We start from the raw sequence: 21961 nt of genomic DNA, 5'->3' as shown, positions 1-21961 counted from the left end.
TCACGTTCCTTAAAGCGAGTTCATGTGACCGAACCAGGCCGCCACATCGGCACCCGACGCCGTAACAGGGGCCGGAGGTTCGGAAGGTTCAATGCCAGGGCGCCACATCGGCTCGGGCGCATCGAGGGTGGTGTCACCCGTCGAGTTGGCGCTGATGAAGAGCCAGTTCGATGCCTCAAGCGCGTCAGAGATCCGCGCAAGGATGTGCGCCTCATGAGTCCAGATGGCCGACTCATCGATGGCGGCGACCAGAGCACCGGTGCCCTGACGAGTCAGGAGAGACGAGATCAATACGTGCAGGCGCCGCAGTGAGATCCGACCCGTCCAGAGGTCCAGCAGATCGACGCTGAAGAACTCCAACAGGTCGGCCTCAAGCGCGTCGCTGTGCTCCCTCACCACGGTGAGGGTGCGGATCAGTTTCCCGAATCACCGAACCCGGCAGCCTCGGCCACGTCCTGGGCGAACTCCTCGAAGTCCTCGATGGTCGGGCGGGTGTCCTTGAACGCTACCCACTGCTCGGGGCCAACGATGGAGCGGATGATCGCAACTTCGCTTCGGTCATCGTCAATGGCCTCCAGGACCTCGAATGGCAGCTTCTTCGCGGACGGGATTGTGAACTCAACACCGTTGAACTCAAAGGTGGTCGGCGCGTCGGTGGCCTCGGCCTTCTTCGCGACAGTGGTCTTCTTCGTGGTGGTGGCAGCCATGGTCATACTCCGTAAGCAAGGATGAGAAAGAACAGGCCGGAGCGGTTAGAGCCAGCCCCGGGAAGGCGTTAAATCAATAAGTCAGGCGCCGATCGGCTTGTTGCCGCCGCCGATGTCGAGCGGGTTCTCAATCGGCGAAGACGTCCCGCCGGCGTCCGGCAGAGACTTCGGAGCCGGAGGAATGACCGGCGGAGGGGTCGGAGAGATCGAAGGGTCATCACTCAGGAAGTAGCCCAGAAGGCTGTCCGAATCGAGAGCGTCAATCGTGAGCTCAAGCCCCTGGTTCTTGGTGCGGGTCAGAGAGATGGAGCCGCGGTCAGAAACCATCGCCCGCCCGATCACCGCACGATAGGAGGCAACGTCGTCCGACCAGTCGACCGCGAGCGAGATCTCCGCAAGATCGGGGTTGGAGGACAGGTCGAGCCGGTACTGATCCCGTCCGGCCTTCGTCTTCTCCGTGGTTTTGGTCCACTCGGCGCCGTAGAACAGGCGCGTGGTGTTGGCGTTGACCTGCTGGAGAGTCGACTTGATCTGGAAGCTTGCGGACTTCACGTATCGCAGCACCGGGACGCTGGACTGCCACACGGACAGTTCGTCAGTCTCGATCTTCGGCGTGATCTCCACGCCGTCCTCCGACGTGTAGCCCAGTTCAATGAAGCCCGTTGCCGTGAGGTCTTCATCAACGGCCTTGGGAAGAGAGGCGCCGGGCAGGGCGCCGAAGTGAACACTGAGCTTGCCCTTGGGGGCGAAGCGGATCTGAGAAGCATTGTTGGCATTGGCCACAGACAGGCAGTTCCTTACGAGGTGGGGACATGCGAAGGTACGGCCACCCCGAGTATATGGGCGCCGAGTCATGAATTAGAAGCGAGGAGATTCGAGATTTTGGAAAGCAGCCCCTGTTGGGACGGATTACTGATGGGCGGCACAACCCGGCTGCTGCCCCGGGTGGTGAGCTCAGACACCCGGGAATCGAACAGGGGGGCGGAGATTCGGCAAGGGGGTATCTCCGAGCGAGGGCAGGTGCTCCGAATGGCATTTCTGAAAACGGATATCGTTTCACGCCTACCGCTAATTTCAGCCCAAACTCAACTGAATTCAGCCACGGCGCATAGTTTGAATCGGCGAGGGGCAGCACTGGATTTGGGCGATCCCCGGCCAATTGATGACCGTTGACCCCAGGAAAAATGAAAGCGAGGCGCCATGAATTCGAACGAAGGTACTGTTGCTGGCGACTGCACATGCGGCCCGGGCTGTAGTTGCGGATGCCAGAGCGGCGGCCCCTGCCAGTGTGGCGGTTCATAGACGAGCAACATGATGAGCCCCTGGATAGCCTGTCCGGGGGCTCTGTCGTATCCCGGAGAAGAACCGAGCCACGTGGGCACATCATCCCGGAGCCCCGAACTCCGTTGCGGTCTTGAGCTGGTGGCACCCCTGGCCAGCACTTGCACATTGCTGTCTATGTCCTCCGCCGCTGAGTGACAGTGGGTGCACACGGTCCACGTCCACCACGTCCGCGGGGAAGTCGCCCAAGTATCAGCGCAATAAATCAAACACTGTGTCTGAGTTGTGCGTGTTAGACAGACGCTTCGGTGAGGTAGACCGCGATAGCTGCGACGTAGCGGTACTCACCGGAGGTCATGTCGGCCAGGAAGAACGGACTGTGTACCTCGGTGACGTCGAGGACCAGGCCGCCGCTGGCCACCGTTCCGGGAAGCTCTTCAAGGAGGCGTTCCCGCAGGGCGAATGCCAGGTCGGCAGCCTGGTGCATGGTGCGGTGGTAGGTGTTGATGGTGAAGTCGGCGCGGTCGGCGCGATGGCGTACGACGCGGTATCCGCCGGTGCCGTCGAGGATCACGGACGGTTGTCCTTTGACCCGGTCGATGAGGGATGCGGAGACGAGGATCCCGGCGGTTTCCGGGAGGGCTGTGAGGTAGGCGTGCAGGACGCGCATCGGATCAGTCCGCATGCGTCGTCCGCTCGCGCATCACAGCATCCCGGAGCAGATGCCTGCCAGGCGTCTTGTTGGTGCCGTACTCCAGGTGCATCGCATGAGCGGCGCCGCTGGGAACGTCAGCATCGGGGATGACACCGCCGACCGGTTTCCCGTCGATCCACACCATGGCGGTGCGTACGTTGATGGAGGCGGCAGTCTTGTTGCCTTTGGGGCGCTTTCGGTTGTAGCGGGCCAGCATGGCGCGATAGCGGCGAGCGATCCGCAGGGTGGCCTTCTCGACTTCGGCCGCGGCTTGGGTACTGCCCTCAAGACGGACGATTGCGCGGGGATCCCACTCGATCTCGTAGGGCTGCCGGCTCAGTGGGTCACGCCCCAGAGGCGGACCTTTACGTGGCGAAGGCGTCCCTTGTCCCAGCGAGCAGGCTCGCCGAGCACGTCGTACCAGGACCCGTTATAGAGGACGCGGTCAGCCGAATCCGGCTCCGCTGATATGGGCAGGTAGGCGTTCAGCATGGTGCTTGCGGTCTCGTTCGACGGGTCGCGGTCCTCGTACGCCTTGTAGGGCTGGACGCTGGCCGGACCTGACCAGATGCGGCGGGCGTTGTCCCAGTCGCGGCGCCGGGTGTAGGCGTCTTGGCTGATCGGGGCGCGGTAGATGTCGAGGACATCGTCAAAGCGAATGGGACCTCCTCACGTGGGTGGATGCGACGCGTCGCCGGTGGTTACGAAGTGCCTGTTCGGCTGCGGGTGACAGGCTTTGTGTGGGGGCGGCTGTGCCGTAGTGCATCTCCAGTTCGCCGACCTTTTCGGCGGTGACACCGGGTTGCACGGCAAGCCAGCGGATGACCTCGGTGCAGATGACGGCGGTCACCGTGGGAGGCACAGCGGGATAGCCGTAGGAGGCCCGCACGGTAATCGTGCGGGCCTTCCCACTGGCGGGAGGCTGCCACCCCCCAGCGCGCCACAGAGAGCGGCGGCTGTAAGACCAGTCCTCGACGAGCGTCCCGTCACCCCACCTGACCTCGATGACAGAGGTGAGCGGGAGCATGAAGCGGGGGAGCGGCAGTTCCACCCCGGAGACCGGATCGAGCACGGCCAGGCCGTCGTCGTGACGCTGGAAGTCGGTGCCGCAGTAGTCAGTGACCAGGGTGGAAACATCGAGGAGGAAGGCGCCGATGCGGGGCTTCTCCTCCTCGATGAGGGGGCGGCCGATCCGGGCCGCCACGTCCTCAATCGTCGCGAGGCTCGACATCAGCCTCCTTGGGAACTGCCTTCTTCCGCGCCCGGCGGACAGGCTTCTTCACCGCGGGAGCGGCGGATTCGTCACCCTCTTCCCAACCGTCAATCCGCTCTGCAGCGCGCATTGCGGTGACGGCACTTTGCGGGGAGAGGGTCAGGGAGAAGGGGCCGACTTCGGGCCCACCGCGATCAGCTGCTCCGGCCTGATGATCTTCGCGTCATAGTGGACACGCGACTTGATGGCGTCGGTGAACTTCTTCTCAGGCTTGTACGCGGCCATCTCCGCATGCGGGATCACCACCGACACGCAGTTGGTCGCGCCGAGCAGCATGTCAACGTTCCGCAGGGCCGTATCGAGCGCGGGCTTCACCAGCGGCTTGCTGGGCGTCTTGACCGTGCCGAGCTGGTTGGAGACGTACACCGGAACACCGAGGATCTGGCCGATGTGGCCGGTCGGGATGACCGGCTGGCCGCCGTAGTAGCTCGCGTTGACGAACATCTCGTCCTTCAGGAGTTCCTTGCGGAGCGATGGCGAGATGATCAGGTAGCGGTCTTCCGGAGCCTCGATGTAGTCGAGCTGCATCATCGCCTCAAGGACCATGTCGTAAGCGGAGTCCTTGGCCGTGCGTTCGATCTTCTCGACCTTGCTGTGCAGGTCGAGCATCTTGGTCTCGTCGGTGATGCCGGACGCGGCGCTGTTGTAGTCCTTGCCGTTCATCGCGTGCCCGATGGTGTTGGCCACGAGCTTGTCGATGGACTTGGCGGCCTGCTTGGCACGCTGGGCCATCAGGTTGGTCATCTTGGCGATGCCGGGCTGGGTGAAGAGCTGATCCAGGGCATCGATCTCGATGTGGAAGGAGCTGCCCTTCTGCACCGTCATGCGGATGTAGTCGAGCTCCGCATGGTCGGCGGTACCGATCTCGCCGTACGACGGCACCACACCCTTGTCCTCCACGGTGTCGAGGAAGTGCGGGATGCGGATGGTGTCGCCGCCACGCTTGAACTCGCCCTCGTAGCTGTTGTTGACGATGAGGGGGGAGGACAGGATGGAGTTCTGTTCCAGGTCCTGTAGGAGCTGGGCAGTCCAGATCTCGGGGGAGAAGACGCCCTGTACGCCAGCGTTGAGTCGCTGGCCGGCGTCCTTGTAAAAGCCAGTAGCCAAGTGGAGAAACGTTCCTTCTGAGTGGTTAGAGCTCCCCGCGCATCAGCGCGTCCAGGAGGCCCTTGGAGCGGGCTGCGTTGATCTGGGCGGGCGTCATGCGGGAGAGGTCGGAGCGGGTGAGCTGTCCTGCCTGGCTGGTGCCCTGGCGGCCAAGGCCGATGTCCTGCTTGTACTCGGGCTGCGGCGGCGTGTTCGTGGACAGGGTGGTGACAAAGTGGGTGATGGCGTTGGTGTCCGGCTGGCCGTCCTCGCCGAGGAAGCGGGAGAGGTTCAGATAATCGGCGGCCGGGAGCGTGGCGCCGGTGCTTGCGGCCTGGGCGCGCAGTTCAGCGGCCACCAGCTGGCTCCCGACTTCGGAGAGGGCAGCGGTGCGAGCCTCGGCACGGGCGGTTTCGATGGCCCGCTCCTGTTCGGTCATGGCGGCCTGGCGGAACTGCTCAAGTTCCTTCGAAGCGTCCTTGAACGCCTTCTCGTTCTTGCGGCTCATCGAACGCCACTTGTCGACCTCGGCCGTCAGGACAGTCGGATCCGGCGCCTGCTCGGACCCCGAAGTGGTCGAGTTCGCGGCAGGCTCGTTGGTGGAAGCGGGGGCGGGAGTCAGCTCAGTCATGGGGCTATCAGTCCGTTTCGGAGGTACAGAAGGCTCCCGTTGCGGGAGCCATGGGAAGGAGCGCTCTAGCGGCGCGTTCCGTCATCGCCTGCACGCTTGCGTGCGGAGTTTCCGGCGTTGCCCTGCGGGGCGGTAGCAGCCATCTCGGCTGGATCAACGGTCTTGTCCGTGCCGGAGGATCCGTCGCCGGAGATGGCAGAGGGATAGGAGCCGATCAGCTCCTCCTGGTCCTCCAGGAGGGCAGGGAAGCGGTCGATCTCCTGAGGAGTGAAACCGGCGCGCTCCCACAGGACAGCGGCAGGAACACCGAGAGAGAAGAGCTTTACCAGGGCATCCATGTGCTGTGCTTCGGACCGGTTCTCGACGTCGGCCCAGATGACGGACGCGTCGAAGGCGTCGGCCCGGCGGTCCTTCTTGACCTTGAAGCACAGGCGCATGACCTCGACCCAGGCACGCCCGAAGTGAAGGATCCGCTCCCGGATCTTGGCGACCAGGCCGTACTCGGCGGCCTCGGCGCCTTCGCCTGTTGCGGGCTGTCCCGTGGAGTCGATCATCCAGTGCGGCAGGCGGGCGATGCTCGCCAGGTGCTTGGTCAGCAGGTCGACCAGCGTGCCGTAGTTCGACAGGTCTGCGGCCTGGAACTGTCCGAACTTCGCGTTCGGGTCCTCGGCCTGGAGGACCTTGTCGATAGCGACACGGAAAGGTTCGATCGGGTTGCCGTCGGCGTCCTCCGCGATCTCCAGACCCGTGACGAAGCGCGCCGGGAAGGCCGCCATTTCGGAGGCCACCAGAGCATCGGTGATCGTCTTGTTGATCGCGTCCTGGAGGGGAATGATCGCCTTGAGGTCCGACTGTGCGGTACCCGTCAGCCGAAGCCGATTGGAGATCGGTACCACGGGAACCACGCCGAGCGGGTTCCGCGCCCGTACAGGCTCAAGCCATCCGTGGTCGCCGGTCACCGACGTATAGAGGTACTCCGGAGTCCACAGCGTGACGTGATCGCGGCCCCAGTCGTCCGTGAAGAACTTCGCGGCGGCGTCCAGTTCAGTCCGGCTCCCGGGCTTGTACTGCACCACTACGTGCTCTGCGGACTCGCAGGAGATGACGGGTTCGCCATCGACGCCGGCCCACACAATGGCGTAGGACTCGCCGTGAATCATCGCGTCGAGGTGCGCCGCACTGGACTGCACGTCCATCTGATTGCGCTGCCAGATCGCGTGGGCATCCTCATCCGCATCCGGATCCTTCGTCATGCGGAAGCCGATGACCTTCATGCGCTCGTTGACCGCGTCGACGATCAGCGCACAGAAGTTGTCGGACCAGGAGCGGAAGGTGTCGCCGAAGGCGGTGTTGTAGATCGCCTGGGAGAACGGCATCGTCTCCTGGCGGCCCTCGTAGTACTCGGCGTACCGGCGGATCTGCGAGAGCTGTGAACCATGCTTGCCCTGGAGGTAGTTGATCCACTCAAGGGCGGTGGTGGGTGGGGAAGTGAAGTTACTGATCTTATCCAAAGCCGACTACGCGTCTCCTCTTTCTCGTCAGTCGCCCGTCGGCTATCGCATCGGCCCGCGCCTCGAACGCCAACACGGCGCATACGGCCAAGTCGATCTTCCTCTTGGACTTCGGGGAGTCCTTGCGGATCAGCACGCCTTGGGGAACCTCGCGGGCCACGGCGTTCAGCACGTGGCGAGTCAGCTTGGTCTCGTCGGAGTGGCTGAGGTCCTTGGTGGTCACCGCGGTACGGAAGCGCTCGATGGCATTCACCATCCGGCTGGGCTTGCTGGTCCAGTACTCAAAGACCCTGTCGTCGCCGTAGGCCAAAGCCCAACGGCCAATGGCCTCCTGCCAGTGCGGCGGATCGGCGTACATCCACTCAACGGTGTAGTCGCTGAAGGCCCGTTGAACTGCGGCCTCCACGGCCAGGACGTCCACCTCCCAATCGGGGCCGGCCGTCTCCGGCTTCTCCCACACACCGATCGTGAACAGACGCCCATCCCTCAGACGGACGCCCACGATCCCGGTGGCGTCATTGAAGAGGCTCCCGTCGAACCCAAGGGCGATCTGATCCCCGGGACGGATCGGATCATCGTCGGTGAAGCACGCTTCCCACTCGGTCTTACTCATCCACGAGTCAGCGGACTCCGCAATGTTGTTCAGGTAGAACCGGTAGTCATGGGCGGCATTGGTGCCGTACACGATGACGCTGACGAGCTGCTCGATCGGCGCCCACCAGGAGTCCCCGTAGGCCTCGATCAGTCCGGCCCGGACTGCATCCGGATCCTTGAGGTTGATACCAGGGGAAGCCTCGCGGCAGTCGTAGAGGATCAGCGGGTTGCCGTTCAGCACCTTCTCGTGTGTGAGCTGAGCAACCGATTCCTCGTTCGGGTCGTACGCGTTCGTCGTCTGGACGACCCGCGAACCCTGACTCAACGTCTTGTTGGTGTTGCGGCCCAGGGTCTCGAAGAACCCCGGGCCCGCGTTGCTGTGCACCCAGTGGTGCGTCTCATCGGCTACGACGAACGCCACGCGGCCCCGGCAAGCAGTCAGCTCACCGGGGCCGCGCAAAGGTGGGCCTCGCCCCCTCATTGCCACGAGTCGAGGACGTAACCGGCGTGATCTTTCCAGGGCGGTTGCCCTTGAACTGGATCATCGTCTTCGAGATGTCCAGGTCGTATTCACGCTCGGCCGGCGACTCCGAGAGCATCCCGCGGATCATGTCCATCGTCTGGGCCGTCTGGTCCAGTGAGGTCGCAGCGAGCTGCACAAGGGGGAGGTGCACCGGCTTGCCTACCGGGATCAGTGTCCCGTCCTTGGCTGTTTTGATCTGGCCCGTCCAACGACAAGGCCCGATGAACTCAATGATCGCGAGCGCTGCCAGAAGAGGCGTCTTACCAAAGCCCTTGGCTCGGCGCAGGGTGGCCTCTGTATAGGCCCAACCGCCATCAGGCTTCAGGGCGTAGAGCCAGAGAATGAAGTGACGCTGCTCGGGAGTGAAGCGCCATGGGCTTCCGGCGTTCTCTCCATCGGGCTGGACGATGTAGCGCTCTGCCCAGGCCAGAATGTGATGCCCGAGGGTGAGGTCAGGCTCATGCGCGGGGAGATTTCCCGTCTGCGGCACAGCCCTCCCTCGATCTTATTTATCCAATCAAGTCGTCCAGGACGTCATCACCGGTCGACTGTTCACTGTCCTTCTTCACCTTCATCCGCAGCCGTTGACGGTCGAGGACCGTGCCACCGAGAAGGGACTCCTGCTGCCGGAGCTCGGCATACGCCTTGAGGTCTGCACCTTCCATCTCGTAGATGCGCTGGACCAGAAGGACCAGGATCTTGAGGCGCTGCACGTCGGTAGGAAGGAACTGCTCAGCCTGTGCAGACCGTCGCCAGGTCTCCCACCACTCCTGTACCGCCGGAAGGTATCGCTCGGCGTTGGGAAGCTCGGGGACGATGCTGGAACCGGCACCGGTAAGAGGTGCTTCCATGTGCTTGTTGCGGCGTACCGCGTTGATCTTCGGCGGCACACCCCTGCCAGCCATGCAGGCTCCTTTGAGTTAAATAAGTCAGTGTCCGTAGCGGCCCTGTCGGGCCTCACGGCGCGTCTTGTCCTGATGACAAGTCCGGCAGCAAGCCGAAAGATTCAGTGGGGATTCGGTACCGCCGAAGGCGACAGGAACAATATGGTCCACCTCGTTCGCCTTTGCTCCGCAGAGGTAGCAGCGGTAGTTATCCCGCCGGAGGATTGCCAGACGAATCCTGTTCCATCCTGTGGAACGTGACTGGTTTCTCTTGGACTTGTTGGCCCAGGGCTTTCGATGGTCAATGTACTTGGGTGCGTGTTCTGCACACCCGCCGGACTTGATAGCTACCCTGGGGCATCCGGACCTGAAGCAGATCTGTCGAGCTCTGGGCATTTGAAATCCTCGGGGCTTCGCCCCGGGTGAGACCAGACTGCACAGCCTCTGTCGACGTGTTGAAATCTCACCCGGGGAAAAGAAACCCCGCAGGGGTGCTCAAACCTTTAAGGGAGCATCAACCCTGCGGGGAGTCTCTTAAGTATTGAAAATAAAGGAAGTCTCTACTCTTCTAAAGAAGTAGAAGAGTTTTTGTTTTTCTTACCTCTCATACTTAAGGCATGGTCACGGAGGCCGGATCCCACTCGCGCTGCGATGTGATCGTCGTCACGTGGTGTCGAGTTGCCTAAGCGTACAGAGTTGAGTAACTTTCTGTCTGTCACCGCACAGCACGTGCTTGAGACCCTCCGGCTTCTGCTGGATTGACAACCTCAGAGCAACACCCGGAGGCCACCCCGAGAGCGCGGGAGGCCCCACTAGACCTAGGCGCCAACTCTGGTTGGCGCCGCCGTCAGCGGCCTGCGAGCCACCAAGGATTCACCGTCTTCTGCAGCCCGTCGAACAAGACCCGTCGTTGCCGGCTTCGGCCGGATGCTCAGTGCTAGCGATTCGACAGCACCAGCGCGGGGAGCGGTGCGAAAGCCTGCCTTGATGAGCAGTTCGTTGACTGCTGACGGCCAGTAAGTAGTAACTCCCTGATGGTCTTGCCGCAGTGCCCCGGCATCGACGGGGTCCCGAGGCTGGATCATCAGGCTCTATTGAGGATCCAGTATGAGCAATACCCAACGTGAGCGGGAGAAGTGGCGCAATAAGCGTCGCCAGGAGCGAGAGGCGCTTAGTGTCTTCTCGTCCGTCAAGCCTGTGCAGCGGATGAATTTAAAGATTATTCGTCACACGCGAGCTGAATGGGATGCAGTCCCGCAGGAGATCTACCACAGAAACAACGGGGCTATCACGGGAGTCGATTGCACAACTTCATAGTAGAAGGTGAGGAGTTTGCGAGGGCTGCCTACAACGCTCTTGCGTTCACCCCTGCGCGTTCACCGGTGCCCGCCGCCATGTTCTATGTATCGGATACGGAAGTGTTCTTCCTGGCTACCGACACGTACGCCGTGGGGCGGCCAACCCTTGGTGAGGTGCCGGATGCGAAGTGTGAGGCAGCAGTTGAACTCACGCGTGCGGATCTTGCCAACTTGGATAAGCTAGGCCGTACATGCAAGGGGGAACTGCGTGTGGCCATCCCAGACGGCCGCGGACTCGTTGTGTCCGGAGTTCAGGCCACCATGCAAGAGGTGATACCCAGTCGGGTTGAGTCTCTGAGCTACGACCGCAAGGTCTGGGAGCTCTGTCATTCCCTTTTGAACCATTTGGATCGGAAGGAGGCGAATATGCCAGAGCTCCTGGCCCTGGACCCTGGGCTTCTGTCGCGGTTCGGAAAAATCAAGACGCCGCGTGGGACAAGTCCAATGCTTGATATGAAGATCAGTTCCGATAGGGATCCGATCCTCGTCAAGTGTGGGCCGAACTTCAAGGGGGCTCTCATGCCAGTAGACAGAGAAGTAGCAGGAAGCGCTGCTGCCCGTGGTAGTGACTTTCTCTGGTGAGGGAACGGTTAGTGTGACAGCAATCTGTATTGGAGAACCGAAATGGGGCGCCCACCCATCCTGCCCCCGGCCAGCGAGATATTCCGAGATCTCGCTCTGGGGAAGTACAAGGACAAGGCTTCCATCGCCAGAGCTTATGGCGTAACCAAGGGCGCGGTGACCAAGGCTCTTGCCCCGTATGAAGAAGGTAAGATCGATTACCGGGCGTTGATGCCATGGGATTTCAAGGTGTCTACCGACGCCTACAACGCCAGGCCTGCTAGGATGCTTCGTTTGCATCTCAAAGCCCAGTTGCAGAACCATGCGCTGACCCAGAAAGAGGCTGATGACCATCACAATTGGATCGCGAGCCTCGCAGATCGGACGCTCGCCTATTCTGCGGACGAGCGTTGGCACTATGTGCCCCGTACCCCTGAGCACAGGGGTTTGGTTGCTGTTCTCCCTGTAGAGGCAGAGTTGCCCGCTGAGACGGTATCGCTCTACGAGCGGATCGAGGCGGGCTAGAGCCCGTTAAGCGTCATTAGGCAAACGAGCCGCCCCCTTCGGGAAGCGGCTCGTTGGCGTTTTGGGCGGCATCCGAGACGCGTGCGTCGACTCACATGATCAACTCCGTTGAAAAATAGTCCTGTTGAAAGTGTCAGGCCGTGCTCACTTTAATGCTAATTGACGAACCGTTAACCATTGCATAGGTTGACTTCGGGCCTTCGCCGGGGTGGGAGAAGGCTGATCGGACGCGCGAGATGTGATCTCGCGGCATCCCTGTCGCAACAGGGAAAGGGGAAAGATAGTAGTGGCAACACCGACCATGGTTCCCTCAAGCTATCGGTCACTGCTCGAAGTGGCTCCGGAGGTAACTCGGATCATCGGGGGGATGACTGCCGTAGCGGGTTTTGTTGTACGGTTTGAGCACCGCGACGGCGACCACATTGTTCATTATCACTGCGAAAAGACCGACGGGCGGCAGCACCGTGCCCATTTCGACGCTATCCCCGACGGGTATGACTTCCTTCGGACAGAGAAAGTCGAGGGATTCGAGTACGTGCCCGTCAACGGAGGGGGAAGATTTGCCGACGTCTACCGGCAAAGGAAAGCCGCGTAGTCATAGTCAATACAATCGATACGCCCAGTGCGGCGAAGCGTACAAGCTGGAGCGAATAGATAGGCGCCCCAGCGATCCGGCCGGATGGTTCGTACAAGGCACCGCAGTGCACAGCGGAGTCGAAGCGTACGAACGATCCGGCCGAAGTCTTTCCCGGGCTCAAACGGTCGCCTCCTACCGACATGCGTGGGAGCGGGAACTCGCGGCCGGCCTCGCGAAGCAGAGCGACATTAGCCAGTGGATGACTGGCGGATTCAAGTCGGGAGCCAAGGATCTAGCCGACCGCCGCGAGCTCGGCGAACACCAGGTACTCGACTACATCGACTACGCCGAGCAGTCGGGAGAGTCCATCTGGACCACCCCGGACGGCAAGCAGGCGATCGAGCTTGAGTTCAAGATCCGCCTCGGTGATGTACCCGTCCGGGGATTCATTGACCAAGTCGTACAGACGCCGTACGGCCTGACCGTCCGTGACATCAAAACCGGCACCAAGAAGCAGTCCTCTGCCCTCCAACTCGCCCTGTATCGACGTGCGATCTGGGAGACCTACCAGATTGACATCACCTGGGGGGATTTCTTCACGTGCGCCCGCAAGGGCCGCTCACCCAAGCAAGGAGGGCCCACCGAGCCCTATGACCTGACACGCATCGACCAGCACTGGCTCGAAGCGCAATACGCAGCAATGGACGCCGCGGAACGTAACGGCGTCTACCTGGCCAACCCTGGCGACCACTGTGCCACATGCGGAGTCAGCCGCTTCTGTAAGGCGAAGGGAAACTGAGTGAACGATCCGGGCTTCACCTGCACATTCCGGCCGGCACCCAATGTCGAAGTGGCCTTCCACGGAGAAACACCCATGACAGTCGGACCAAACGTAGAGGCCTTTGCCGTAGCGGCACCCCGATACGCCGACCTCCTCAACCAGGCCCAGGCCGCCTTCAACCTCGGCGACCTTGGCGCCACCGTCATAGCGACCACCAACCCTCGATAGTAAGGGACCTCCTCTTGCACGACAACACCACCAACGACTTCGCCCCGAGCGCTCCCATGGGCAAGACCTTCAAGTTCAGCAACGTCGGAGACACAGTCAACGGGTACGTAGAAAACGTGTCCCAGCGGATTCCGCTCAACAAGTTCGGGACCGAGCAGCAGGACACCGATCACAACGGAAATCCTCGCTGGCAGCGTGTCATCACCCTGGCCACTCCAGAGGGAGGGGACTCGGATGACGGTCTCCGTACTGTCTGGATGCCCGTGGGATCCCAGATGGCTACGGCCATCGGGGACGCTATGAAGCGCGCAGGTGCGGCCACCGGTAACCCCGCCAGCGGCGCCTTCTTGAAGCTGACCTTCGCCCGAACGCGTCCCTCGAAGTTCGGCAATCCGGCCAAGATTTACGTTGCCGAGTACACCCAGCCTGCCGCAGCTCAGGCCAAGCCGGTCCCCGAGAGCGCAACGAGCTCCTGGCCGACGAACAGCAACGGATGGGCGCCGCCGACACAGAACGCTGCCCCTGCCCCCTGGCAGCAGTAACCCCACCCCCTTTTTTTGCTCGATTAATCAACTCTGTACGCTGATGGGTCGGTATTGGCCCACCCGCCACGGGGAGGTCGCTCATACTCACGCTCTCGCAGGCACTCCATAAGCGGGGCTCAGCAGGCGAGCCCATCCCAACCAGCCTTAAGGCCCTGCACGATCTGGGTGTCCACATCCGTCGCGGGCAGCTCCACCTCATTGCGGCAGGACCCGGCACTGGTAAGTCAGCGCTCGCCTTGAACATCGCGATCAAGTCGGCGGTCCCTACCTACTACTTCAGCGCCGACAGTGACGCCTTCACCCAGTACGTTCGCAGCGCCGCGAACATCAGCGGCTGGACCACCGCACAGGTGGAAGAGGCGATCGAGCAGCAGCGGACCGAGGCCTTCGACAAGTCTCTGGCCGACCTCGACATCCGATGGAACTTCGACGCGTCGCCAGACCTCGACGAGATCGAACAGTCCCTCAAGGCCTACGCCATGATCTACGGCTGGCCGGCCCTTGTCGTGATCGACAACGTGACCAACGTCAGCGCCCCCGAGATGGGGGAAGGGCATGCTGCGCTCGATGAACTCTGCGCCTTTTTCCATGACTTGGCCCGCCGAACAGGCAGCGCCGTTGTCCTCCTGCACCACGTCACCGGCCCGTACAACGACGGCGTCAACCCCATCCCGCTCAGCGGCATCAAGGGCCAAGTCGGCCGAGTCCCCGAAGTCATCCTCACCCTCCATCGCGGCGGCACCGAGTTCGAGGGCTACGACCTACGGGTGTCCAACGTCAAGAACAGAGGCGGCAAGGCCGACGCCTCCGGCTTCACCTTCGCCCGCCTCCAGTGGCAGCCCGAAAGGATGCAGATCATTGGCTAACCCCAAACCTCGCAAGCTCACCAAGCCCAACGGTGCCGCCGTAAAAGCCAGGGGCCGCAACTGGGAGAACGACCTCGTCAAGGTCTTCCACGACCTGGGATACGAGGATGCCAAACGCAACGGCGCCATCTACGGATCGCACGACCGCGGCGACATCGGCAACATCCCACTTACCGTTCAGGCCAAGGCGGTTGACCGCATCCAACTCTGGAAGCACCTGGACGACGCCCTAGTGCAAGCCCACAACAACGGCACGGGTGATGAGGCGTGCGTGATCTACAAGCGGCACAACGCTCCCACCGAAGACGCCGCATGGGTGCTTCCCGGGGCGTTCGCTGAACGACTCATTCACACCTACTACAACAAGTAAGAGGAACGAAGTGTTCAACAAGATCTTCAAGCGCAACGACGGAAAGCAGTTCGAGGTGCGGGTGCACCAGGACATGCAGGGCGATCCTTGGTTCGTGGCTGGCGACGCCTGCAAGGTTCTCGACCTGGGCAACGTCACGATGGCTCTCTCGCGGCTTACCCCCTCTGACCTGCGAACTTTCAGCGGTACTGAAAGTCTGCCGGGCTTCCGCAGGGACACCCGATGGATCAATGAATCCGGGCTGTATGACCTGATCCTCGACAGCCGGAAGCCGGAAGCCAAGCAGTTCCGTCGCTGGATCACCTCGGAGGTCCTGCCGACTATCCGCAAGACGGGTAGCTACCAGGCTGACGACGTTCTCCAGGCCGCGATGCAGCAGCTCGTCTCTGACCCAGCCGCTGGCCTCATGAAGCTGGCCGAGTTGAGGAAGCGTGTGGACCAGGCCGAGGCTCTGGTGGAAGAGCAGGCACCCAAGGTCAGTGTCTACGACCAGATCATGGCGTCCGAAGGCGACTACGACGTGGTCCAGGCCGCGAAGGTGCTCGCCCCTCTGTTCGGCGGCGAATTGGGCCGCAACCGTCTCTTCGCCCTCCTCGTAGACGAAGCAATCCTCATTAAGAACCGGAAGGGTTACCGGCCTTACCAGCATGCAGCCCACCACTTCCGAACTCTCACCTGCTCCGTCGAGCACGGCAATGGATCATTCATCGCAACAGGAGTGAAGATCAAGCCCTCTGGTCTCGTATGGCTCTTCAAGCGCTTCGAGGCCAAGGCGGAAGCGGTGTGAGTTGCCGTGATGGTAGGGCGCAGCGAAAAGCCCCCCATTCTTGAGGTCCTGAAGCACTACTACGCCGACTGGGAAACACCCCGCCGAGATAGCGGTACCTGGCAGGCATGCAAATGCCCGGCACCCGACCACGACGATACCAACGCCAGCGCCTCAATCAACATTGACGAGAACGTTATCCACTGTCATGGCTGCGACTTCAGCCATGACAGTTGGAGCGTCATCATGGAAGAGGAGAGGTGTGACTTTCTCGCCGCCATCGAAGCAGCGAATCGCCTTTTTGAATCAGGCAGCAGCCACCTACCACAAACAGCTCGACGGCTCACCCGCCGCCGAGTATTTGAAAAAGCGGGGCCTATCCCAGGACAGCGTTCAATACTTTCGACTCGGGTACGTCGCAAGCCCACTCTCGGGTCATGAACGTTACGCCGGACTACTTGCTATTCCCTACATCAACCGCCAAGGCGTCGTGGCAATCCGGTATCGCTGCATAGCCGATCACGACTGCAAGACCATCGACAAGCACACCAAATACATCAGGGAACCGGGCGACGACGCCAAGCTCTACAACATCCTGGCCCTGACACTCCCCGTCTCCCGCCTCGCGATCTGTGAGGGGGAGATCGACACAATCACCGCCTGGCAGGCCGGTATCCCAGCCGTCGTTGGAACGGCCGGCGCGCAGAACTGGAAGCCCATCTTCAACCGACTGATCTGGGGATACAACGAAGTCATCACCCTCGCAGACGGCGATACCGCAGGTCTCAAACTCGCCGACACGATCGCCGAGAAGAACGAGCGCGCAACCACACGTCAGATGCCCCACGACCTGGACGTGAACCAGTACTACCGAGAACACGGCCAAGCGGCCCTTCTGGAAAAGGCGGGCTTTTGATGTCCCCATACAGCATCGGCGACTGGATCGAGGTCAATGCTGAAGTCTATCGAGAACACCGGCACTTCCACGGAAAGCGTGGCGCTATTACCGCCAAGGACTACGTCGATCGCTATGACGGCCAAGCATGGCGTGTGCTTCTCGAAAGCGGCGGCGAGATCACTCTGTACGAGAAGGAGATGAACCTCGTTGACTGGAACATAGACAAGTCCAAGCCCGTGCAGTCCTCGACGATCAACGACGCTGTCAACAGCCCCTCGTACTACACACAGGGATACGCCAACGGCGCTGAAGTCATCGACATTGCCGAGGCCCTGCCTTACAACCGGGGCGCCGCACTGAAGTACCTCGCACGTGCCGGGAAGAAGGAGAACGAGATCGAGGACCTGCAAAAGGCCCTGTGGTACATCAAGCGCGAGCTGGAGCGAATCGGGGCCAGCGCTTGAAGCGAATCATCCTGATCTCCGACCTCCAGATGCCGCTTGAGAACAAGCGGGCCAACCGCAACCTCATCAACCTCATCCACGACTCCCAGCCGGACGAAGTGATCAACATCGGCGACATCAACGACTACACGGCGTCGGGTAGATGGTCGGCCGGCAAGCGCGCCGAATACGGAATGACCGTCCGGCAGGAAGCCAACTACACCATCAGGACCCACATCCAGCCGCTACGAGCCGGATACGACGGGCCTATCACCCTGCTTGGCTCCAACCACGGGGAAAGGCCACACAAGTACCTCGTGGACCGGGCCCCCGCCCTGTACGACGAAGAGTCCTTCCGTGAGGACAAGCTCCTCCGCCTGGACGACTTCGGGATCAAGTTCGAGCCCGTGCGCTACGACTTCGCCCCCGGCTGGAGCGCCATTCACGGCCACGGCAAGGGCATCAACCTGGCCCGCTACTCAGGCGGAACCGCCATCAACGCAGCCCGCCGGTACGGACGTTCCATCGTCATGGGCCACACCCACCGTGCGGGCATCGTCTCCGAAACCACCGGCCCAGCCGGTTCCAAGACCGTCACCGGCGTCGAGCTCGGCCACCTCATGGACATCACCAAGGCCGCCTACCTGGGCCCCGAACGCCTCGCCAACTGGCAGTCAGCCTTCGGCCTGTTCTACGTCGACGGCACCACCGTCACACCCCACCTCATCCCAGTCAGCCGCAACGGCTCGTTCATCGTGGAGGGCGAACGCTACAAGTGACCCAGATCAACCCCGAGATCATCAACACTTCCCGCAGGGTGGCCTCCAAGCTCCAGCGGGAGAACCCCTACTGCGAAGCCGATGACATCTCGCAGTTCATCCTCCTCAAGTACTGGGAGAGCAGGCACCGTTTCGACTCCTACGAGCCCGCCGTCCTCTACACGATCTTCCGGGGCATCGGCGTCGAGCACTGCAAAGCCGAACGACTGCACTACACGTACAACACCGCCGAATGGATCTACACCCCCAAAGAAGTCCGCAACGTCCTCCAGCACGCCTACTACCGCGAAGAAGCCCGCGAACTCATCCCCAACCGAAAGGACGACCTCCTCCGCGTGGCAGGGGACCCCGGCAGCGTCGCCCTCAGCATCTGGGACATCGACGAAGCCATGAGCAGCCTCTCCGATGCCCACCAGGCCGCCATTGAACGGGCCTTCCTCCACGAGGAGAAGCCCCCGCACGGCAGCGCCGAACACAAACAGCTTCAGCGTGCCATCGACCGGCTCACTGAACGACTCAACAGCAAGACCGACCAGCGAGGCCGCGAACGAGCCGCCGCGCAAGGGAATGCCGGCCGGATGGGATCCGCCGCCGCAACCGCCGTCGCGGACACCACCTACTACGGGGCTGGTGGCGCCTCCATGGCCTACGTCATCACAGAACGAATCGGAGCCTAGAACCACCCATGCTCGACAACACAGTCGCGTGGCTCAGCGTCAACCGAGAGGCCATTGCCTTCAGCCTCGGCGGGGGTGTTCTCGCGCTCACCGCCTGGACGTGCGGCCTCATCACCCGAACCGTCATCGACACCATTGCGAAGGAAGACTGTGACTGCTGACTCCATGCCCGACCCTGACGAGTTTGCCGCCTACCTGCTCAACCTCGACGCGGAAGGCCTGGCCGACAACCTCAAAGAAGAGGCCTTCAAACGAGCGGCGGAAGGGGCCGAAGTCGTCATCCGTTACGCATCAACAGTCCGCCAGAAGGCCCTTGATGCCGGGTTCTCCATACCGACCGCAGAACGCATGGCCCTCGACTTCTGGGACGTAGCAAGCGGCCTGGGAGATGCATGAGCCAGAACATCGCCAGTACTCGTGAGGAGCCCCCTAGCACGCATTACTGCCCAGGATGCACCGACTGGAGGATCGAGTACGCCTCGGTAGACATCACTACTCCGACGGGCAAGACCACGATCTGCTGGTCCTGTCGCGAGATCCTGGACAACCTTGGCTTTTCTGACTGATCTTACTGATCTTACTGAACGGCAAGAGAGCTGAGTGCGACGTTTGAACACAGTTATCTGTGTGGGAGCTGCTGTGAAGGTCTATGTCTACACGGTCAGCAAATCAGGCGAGCGGAAGCTGGTCACCGTGGCTGAGCGCTGATCGAATCCCGCCACACCCTCAGGTGTGGCGGGATTCTTTGCGTTACAGCTTCTTCTCGAAGTAGTCCTTCCTTATGACCAGGCGACTCTTCACGTCATCGGGGATGAGCAGATCGCAGTGGTCTGGGTGGACGACGAACGTGATGCCAGCACGCAGCAGGTCTTTCTCTATCTGTTCGGTTCCGAGCCGTGTCCAGTGCTCGCGGTAGGTCACACCCATCGAGGTGTATGTCCACCGGTCCTTTGTACTCTCGGGGTCGATCTGCTGTAGTTCGACGCCAAGGCTTTGGAGGGTCTCTTCGGCCTGCTTCTGGATGAAGCCACCCACGGAGAATGTGCCACCGGGCGCAAGGCCATCCATGTAGTGCTTGATGGATGCCTGCAATTCGGTAACCCGAGCGAGGTTTTCGGCACCCATGGCGTACTCGCGGTGAACTACCTCGTAATCACCCAGTTGATCTAGCGCAGTGTCAGACAGCGCTGTGTACATCACGTCGGGGTCGAAAACCGGAGCACCGCACGGTTCTGTGGTGTACGTAGAACAGCGAAGCTTGGGGTATCGGCGAACCTCGCCGTTCTTGCGCTGCTTGGTCGAGACATGCTTGTACATGTTCGCCAGGCAGTTGCCACACTTGATCACCCCGAGGAAGCTCGACAGCTTCTTGCCCTTCCCGGTCCTCTGCCCGTGCTTGGCGTTTCGCTTGAGCAGAGCTTGGATCTCGTCGAACTCCTCGTCGGAGAAGATCGGCGGAGCGACCCTTACGGGCTGTCCGTCCGACCCGTAGACGATGCGGGAAATCTCGTTGCTCGTAGCCTTTGGCGGGCGGATCACTCGAACCCCCTTCAGTGCGGGGTTCGTGAGGATCGCAGTGAGGTTCCTTGCGTACCACTTGCCGCCGTTTGGTGCAGGGGCACCTGCGCGGTTCACGATCTGCGTGATCTTGTACATGGATCGCCCGCGCTTGAGCATGGCGTAGATCCACCGGAGTACCTTCCGCCTGAAGGGGTGGACGACCAGCTTGCGGCCTTCAGCCGTGTCCTCGCTGATGTAGCCGTAGATCGGCTTACCGATCACCCAACGCTCGGTGGTCCGGGCGTACTTCCAGAGTGATTCCAAGCGAACCCCGGTGTTTGCAGCCTCGATGCGCGCCATGCCAGCGATCATCGTGACCATCATCTCGCCGTATGCGCTGTCAAGGTCGATGGGGTCCTTGTCGGCTGCAAGGACCTTGTTGTGCTCCTTGCACCACTCGATCATGAGGTGCAGGTCGGAGATGCGCCGAACGAAACGGTCGAGCTTCCAGAAAAGGATCTGGTCGAACTCGGGCGCCCGGTTATTGATCCAGTCGCCCAGTTCCGGGCGGCTCCACGGTGGCACCTTTGTGGCGGACACGTTGAGGTCCTGGGCCACACCCACGACACGGCAGCCCCGGTTGATGGCGAAGCGCCGAAGATCCAGCTCTTGCCGTATGGGGGAAGTGGTCTCATCCGTAAGTACAGAGAGACGGACGGAGAGAAGGGCCCTGGGCGCGTCGGCTGGCAGAAGAAGTTCCCTCTGCCTGAGATCCTCTAGTTCCCGCAGCTCAGCAAGCGACCACGCTATGTGAAGCACCAGCTAATCCTAACCATCGGTGACACATCGGATGGTTCGAGGCAGAGCTGCACGCATGTGTAGATGACCGCTGGCCTCCACGGCGTGTGGTTCTGGCCGGACATCCACATGACCCCGGCCGAGGGCCTGCGCGCCCATCTCGATCTCCAGGGCGGTGCGCCGCACGGCGTGCTGATGCCGATCCACTGGGGCACCTTCAACCTTGCGCTTCATCCGTGGGCCGAGCCCGCCGAGTGGACACTCGACGTCGCGGACGAAGTTGGGCAGGCCGTAGCAATTCCTAGGCCAGGTGAACCCTTCGAGCCCGCTGGCAAGCTTCCTTCTGACTCCTGGTGGCGGGCGGTGTCGGCGCCGATTGCCCATCCCTGGCGCCGCCCTGCGAGCGTGCTGACCCCACGGGTTACCGCTCCTGAGGCTGATCTCGACCTTGCTGGCGACCGGTGACGCCTGGTTATGAGCGATCTCGATGGGGTGGCGCGGTGATGGGGCCGGATGACCAGTGAGGAGCGCGACCAAGCCGTGCGGAGGATCGACGGCCCGGTTAGACCCGCACAGAGCGAGCCGCCTCAGCATGTCACCCCCCTGCCCACTTCAAGTGGACGGCCGCGCGTGACTGTTCGGACAAGGTTCGTGGGGCGGCGCCTTGCAGGGAGTGACACCTTGGAGACAAGGAAAGATCAGTAAAGTCGGGGCGGCGGGATCCTCATCACGCCGCCCCGCGCAGGGACCGGCGATGGGTCATCGGCCGAGTGTTGTCTTGCTGGCGAGCAAGAGGGCAAGCGGCCCGGCCGGGAGGAGGAAGCGGCCTGCCTCTGCCGCTTTGATGGCATCGTCCATGCGCCACCACGCGAGGTTGAATCCCACTTCCGTGCAGGTGAGATCTTGTGGCCCACACGTCAGTTGTCGAGTCTCAAAGAGGTGCACGCGCGCTGTTGAGGCGAGATTCGGCGTACGAGCGGAGTGGGCGCCATTCTTCGGCAGCGCCGCCAGCCTCCTCGCGCAACGCTGTGCAAGGAGTAGACGGAGCGGAGGGCCACGGGACAGTCAACCCCGTTCTGCTCGAAGCGCGGTTTCGCTGAAATGA

General features: G+C 61.8%; 29 protein-coding genes and 2 pseudogenes. 17 read left to right on the top strand and 14 right to left on the bottom strand.

Translation table 11 applies throughout. The features are described from left to right. Nucleotides 1-9: 9 nt before the first annotated feature. The 13 genes from ACIBK6_RS17345 to ACIBK6_RS17285 all read right to left on the bottom strand — a co-directional run bounded on the left by ACIBK6_RS17345 (nt 10) and on the right by ACIBK6_RS17285 (nt 9580). A complete protein-coding gene (locus ACIBK6_RS17345) occupies nt 10-396 on the bottom strand; it encodes a hypothetical protein (protein WP_399052089.1) in 387 nt (128 codons plus the stop codon). A gap of 17 nt (nt 397-413) precedes the next feature. Beyond that, entirely contained in the window at nt 414-707 is a 294-nt protein-coding gene (locus tag ACIBK6_RS17340) for a hypothetical protein (RefSeq protein WP_399052088.1), read from the bottom strand. Between the two features lie 81 nt (nt 708-788). Then, nucleotides 789-1490 carry a hypothetical protein gene (locus ACIBK6_RS17335; RefSeq protein WP_399052087.1) on the bottom strand — a complete coding sequence of 234 codons (702 nt, stop codon included), beginning with the start codon at nt 1488-1490 and terminating at the stop codon, nt 789-791. Between the two features lie 790 nt (nt 1491-2280). Beyond that, nucleotides 2281-2673 (bottom strand): hypothetical protein, encoded by a 393-nt coding sequence (locus ACIBK6_RS17330; protein WP_399052086.1) that lies wholly within the window; start codon nt 2671-2673, stop codon nt 2281-2283. Further along, the gene (locus ACIBK6_RS17325) at nt 2663-2899 is read right to left on the bottom strand and encodes a hypothetical protein (protein ID WP_399052085.1); all 237 of its coding nucleotides are present in this window, start codon (nt 2897-2899) and stop codon (nt 2663-2665) included. Before ACIBK6_RS17325 ends, ACIBK6_RS17330 begins: the two co-directional genes overlap by 11 nt. 432 nt (nt 2900-3331) lie before the next feature. Further along, nucleotides 3332-3913 (bottom strand): phage gp6-like head-tail connector protein, encoded by a 582-nt coding sequence (locus ACIBK6_RS17320; protein WP_399052084.1) that lies wholly within the window; start codon nt 3911-3913, stop codon nt 3332-3334. A gap of 141 nt (nt 3914-4054) precedes the next feature. Next, nucleotides 4055-5062, bottom strand: coding sequence for a hypothetical protein (locus tag ACIBK6_RS17315; protein ID WP_399052083.1), 1008 nt, complete (start codon nt 5060-5062; stop codon nt 4055-4057). Nucleotides 5063-5087: 25 nt separating this feature from the next. Continuing rightward, on the bottom strand, nt 5088-5672 hold the full coding sequence (locus ACIBK6_RS17310) for a hypothetical protein (RefSeq protein ID WP_399052082.1): 585 nt from the start codon (nt 5670-5672) through the stop codon (nt 5088-5090). A gap of 65 nt (nt 5673-5737) precedes the next feature. Then, the gene (locus ACIBK6_RS17305; RefSeq protein ID WP_399052081.1) at nt 5738-7183 is read right to left on the bottom strand and encodes a phage portal protein; all 1446 of its coding nucleotides are present in this window, start codon (nt 7181-7183) and stop codon (nt 5738-5740) included. After that, complete coding sequence (locus ACIBK6_RS17300; RefSeq protein WP_399052080.1) at nt 7176-8198, bottom strand: hypothetical protein; 1023 nt, start codon at nt 8196-8198, stop codon at nt 7176-7178. Before ACIBK6_RS17300 ends, ACIBK6_RS17305 begins: the two co-directional genes overlap by 8 nt. 22 nt (nt 8199-8220) lie before the next feature. After that, entirely contained in the window at nt 8221-8790 is a 570-nt protein-coding gene (locus ACIBK6_RS17295) for a hypothetical protein (protein ID WP_399052079.1), read from the bottom strand. A gap of 19 nt (nt 8791-8809) precedes the next feature. Beyond that, nucleotides 8810-9205, bottom strand: a complete 396-nt coding sequence (locus ACIBK6_RS17290) for a hypothetical protein (RefSeq protein ID WP_399052078.1) — start codon at nt 9203-9205, stop codon at nt 8810-8812. 24 nt (nt 9206-9229) lie between these two features. After that, nucleotides 9230-9580 carry an HNH endonuclease gene (locus ACIBK6_RS17285; protein ID WP_399052077.1) on the bottom strand — a complete coding sequence of 117 codons (351 nt, stop codon included), beginning with the start codon at nt 9578-9580 and terminating at the stop codon, nt 9230-9232. 905 nt (nt 9581-10485) lie between these two features. On the opposite strand from ACIBK6_RS17285, the gene ACIBK6_RS17280 reads away from it, so the two are divergent. From ACIBK6_RS17280 to ACIBK6_RS17205, 16 genes and pseudogenes are all read left to right on the top strand, one after another. Then, nucleotides 10486-11124 (top strand): hypothetical protein, encoded by a 639-nt coding sequence (locus ACIBK6_RS17280; protein WP_399052076.1) that lies wholly within the window; start codon nt 10486-10488, stop codon nt 11122-11124. A gap of 42 nt (nt 11125-11166) precedes the next feature. Continuing rightward, nucleotides 11167-11628, top strand: coding sequence for a hypothetical protein (locus ACIBK6_RS17275; protein WP_399052075.1), 462 nt, complete (start codon nt 11167-11169; stop codon nt 11626-11628). Nucleotides 11629-11995: 367 nt separating this feature from the next. Then, nucleotides 11996-12223 (top strand): hypothetical protein, encoded by a 228-nt coding sequence (locus tag ACIBK6_RS17270; RefSeq protein WP_399052199.1) that lies wholly within the window; start codon nt 11996-11998, stop codon nt 12221-12223. Next, the gene (locus ACIBK6_RS17265) at nt 12123-13004 is read left to right on the top strand and encodes a PD-(D/E)XK nuclease family protein (protein WP_399052194.1); all 882 of its coding nucleotides are present in this window, start codon (nt 12123-12125) and stop codon (nt 13002-13004) included. Before ACIBK6_RS17270 ends, ACIBK6_RS17265 begins: the two co-directional genes overlap by 101 nt. 75 nt (nt 13005-13079) lie before the next feature. Beyond that, nucleotides 13080-13214 carry a hypothetical protein gene (locus tag ACIBK6_RS17260; RefSeq protein ID WP_399052074.1) on the top strand — a complete coding sequence of 45 codons (135 nt, stop codon included), beginning with the start codon at nt 13080-13082 and terminating at the stop codon, nt 13212-13214. A gap of 14 nt (nt 13215-13228) precedes the next feature. Further along, the gene (locus ACIBK6_RS17255; protein ID WP_399052073.1) at nt 13229-13756 is read left to right on the top strand and encodes a hypothetical protein; all 528 of its coding nucleotides are present in this window, start codon (nt 13229-13231) and stop codon (nt 13754-13756) included. Nucleotides 13757-13809: 53 nt separating this feature from the next. Beyond that, nucleotides 13810-14625, top strand: coding sequence for an AAA family ATPase (locus ACIBK6_RS17250; protein ID WP_399052193.1), 816 nt, complete (start codon nt 13810-13812; stop codon nt 14623-14625). Further along, nucleotides 14618-14995 carry a hypothetical protein gene (locus tag ACIBK6_RS17245; RefSeq protein ID WP_399052072.1) on the top strand — a complete coding sequence of 126 codons (378 nt, stop codon included), beginning with the start codon at nt 14618-14620 and terminating at the stop codon, nt 14993-14995. Before ACIBK6_RS17250 ends, ACIBK6_RS17245 begins: the two co-directional genes overlap by 8 nt. A 10-nt stretch (nt 14996-15005) precedes the next feature. Beyond that, entirely contained in the window at nt 15006-15782 is a 777-nt protein-coding gene (locus tag ACIBK6_RS17240; RefSeq protein WP_399052071.1) for a BRO family protein, read from the top strand. A gap of 9 nt (nt 15783-15791) precedes the next feature. Beyond that, nucleotides 15792-15998: pseudogene (locus ACIBK6_RS17235) on the top strand (hypothetical protein); the annotation flags it as partial. A 25-nt stretch (nt 15999-16023) separates the two neighbouring features. Further along, nucleotides 16024-16677: a toprim domain-containing protein gene (locus tag ACIBK6_RS17230; RefSeq protein WP_399052070.1), complete on the top strand. Its 654-nt coding sequence runs from the start codon at nt 16024-16026 to the stop codon at nt 16675-16677. Then, a complete protein-coding gene (locus ACIBK6_RS17225; RefSeq protein ID WP_399052069.1) occupies nt 16677-17123 on the top strand; it encodes a DUF3310 domain-containing protein in 447 nt (148 codons plus the stop codon). Before ACIBK6_RS17230 ends, ACIBK6_RS17225 begins: the two co-directional genes overlap by 1 nt. Beyond that, complete coding sequence (locus ACIBK6_RS17220) at nt 17120-17881, top strand: hypothetical protein (RefSeq protein ID WP_399052068.1); 762 nt, start codon at nt 17120-17122, stop codon at nt 17879-17881. The genes ACIBK6_RS17225 and ACIBK6_RS17220 overlap by 4 nt, the downstream gene beginning before the upstream one ends. After that, the gene (locus ACIBK6_RS17215; protein ID WP_399052067.1) at nt 17878-18558 is read left to right on the top strand and encodes a hypothetical protein; all 681 of its coding nucleotides are present in this window, start codon (nt 17878-17880) and stop codon (nt 18556-18558) included. Before ACIBK6_RS17220 ends, ACIBK6_RS17215 begins: the two co-directional genes overlap by 4 nt. An 8-nt stretch (nt 18559-18566) precedes the next feature. Then, on the top strand, nt 18567-18719 hold the full coding sequence (locus ACIBK6_RS17210; protein ID WP_399052066.1) for a hypothetical protein: 153 nt from the start codon (nt 18567-18569) through the stop codon (nt 18717-18719). After that, a complete protein-coding gene (locus ACIBK6_RS17205) occupies nt 18709-18954 on the top strand; it encodes a hypothetical protein (protein WP_399052065.1) in 246 nt (81 codons plus the stop codon). Before ACIBK6_RS17210 ends, ACIBK6_RS17205 begins: the two co-directional genes overlap by 11 nt. 354 nt (nt 18955-19308) lie before the next feature. Here ACIBK6_RS17205 and ACIBK6_RS17200 read toward each other — a convergent pair whose 3' ends face one another. Then, nucleotides 19309-20877 (bottom strand): recombinase family protein, encoded by a 1569-nt coding sequence (locus ACIBK6_RS17200; protein WP_399052064.1) that lies wholly within the window; start codon nt 20875-20877, stop codon nt 19309-19311. 90 nt (nt 20878-20967) lie between these two features. Between ACIBK6_RS17200 and ACIBK6_RS17195 the strand changes: the two are divergent. Then, nucleotides 20968-21321 (top strand): annotated as a pseudogene (locus ACIBK6_RS17195) (MBL fold metallo-hydrolase); the annotation flags it as partial. Nucleotides 21322-21961: the final 640 nt, after the last annotated feature.

Origin of the sequence: Streptomyces sp. NPDC050485 (assembly GCF_044458185.1) — a bacterium.
GTDB lineage: Bacteria > Actinomycetota > Actinomycetes > Streptomycetales > Streptomycetaceae > Streptomyces.
Note: the sequence above shows the minus strand (reverse complement) of the source record. Positions and strands in the feature narration are given on the sequence as shown.

Bases quoted from the DNA above. Each gene is read 5' to 3' on its own strand.
- ACIBK6_RS17340 (WP_399052088.1), bottom strand. From the start codon at position 707: ATGGCTGCCACCACCACGAAGAAGACCACTGTCGCGAAGAAGGCCGAG.
- ACIBK6_RS17330 (WP_399052086.1), bottom strand. From the start codon at position 2,673: ATGCGGACTGATCCGATGCGCGTCCTGCACGCCTACCTCACAGCCCTC.
- ACIBK6_RS17325 (WP_399052085.1), bottom strand. From the start codon at position 2,899: ATGCTGGCCCGCTACAACCGAAAGCGCCCCAAAGGCAACAAGACTGCC.
- ACIBK6_RS17320 (WP_399052084.1), bottom strand. From the start codon at position 3,913: ATGTCGAGCCTCGCGACGATTGAGGACGTGGCGGCCCGGATCGGCCGC.
- ACIBK6_RS17310 (WP_399052082.1), bottom strand. From the start codon at position 5,672: ATGACTGAGCTGACTCCCGCCCCCGCTTCCACCAACGAGCCTGCCGCG.
- ACIBK6_RS17290 (WP_399052078.1), bottom strand. From the start codon at position 9,205: ATGGCTGGCAGGGGTGTGCCGCCGAAGATCAACGCGGTACGCCGCAAC.
- ACIBK6_RS17285 (WP_399052077.1), bottom strand. From the start codon at position 9,580: ATGCCCAGAGCTCGACAGATCTGCTTCAGGTCCGGATGCCCCAGGGTA.
- ACIBK6_RS17275 (WP_399052075.1), top strand. From the start codon at position 11,167: ATGGGGCGCCCACCCATCCTGCCCCCGGCCAGCGAGATATTCCGAGAT.
- ACIBK6_RS17270 (WP_399052199.1), top strand. From the start codon at position 11,996: ATGACTGCCGTAGCGGGTTTTGTTGTACGGTTTGAGCACCGCGACGGC.
- ACIBK6_RS17265 (WP_399052194.1), top strand. From the start codon at position 12,123: ATGACTTCCTTCGGACAGAGAAAGTCGAGGGATTCGAGTACGTGCCCG.
- ACIBK6_RS17260 (WP_399052074.1), top strand. From the start codon at position 13,080: ATGACAGTCGGACCAAACGTAGAGGCCTTTGCCGTAGCGGCACCCCGA.
- ACIBK6_RS17225 (WP_399052069.1), top strand. From the start codon at position 16,677: ATGTCCCCATACAGCATCGGCGACTGGATCGAGGTCAATGCTGAAGTC.
- ACIBK6_RS17210 (WP_399052066.1), top strand. From the start codon at position 18,567: ATGCTCGACAACACAGTCGCGTGGCTCAGCGTCAACCGAGAGGCCATT.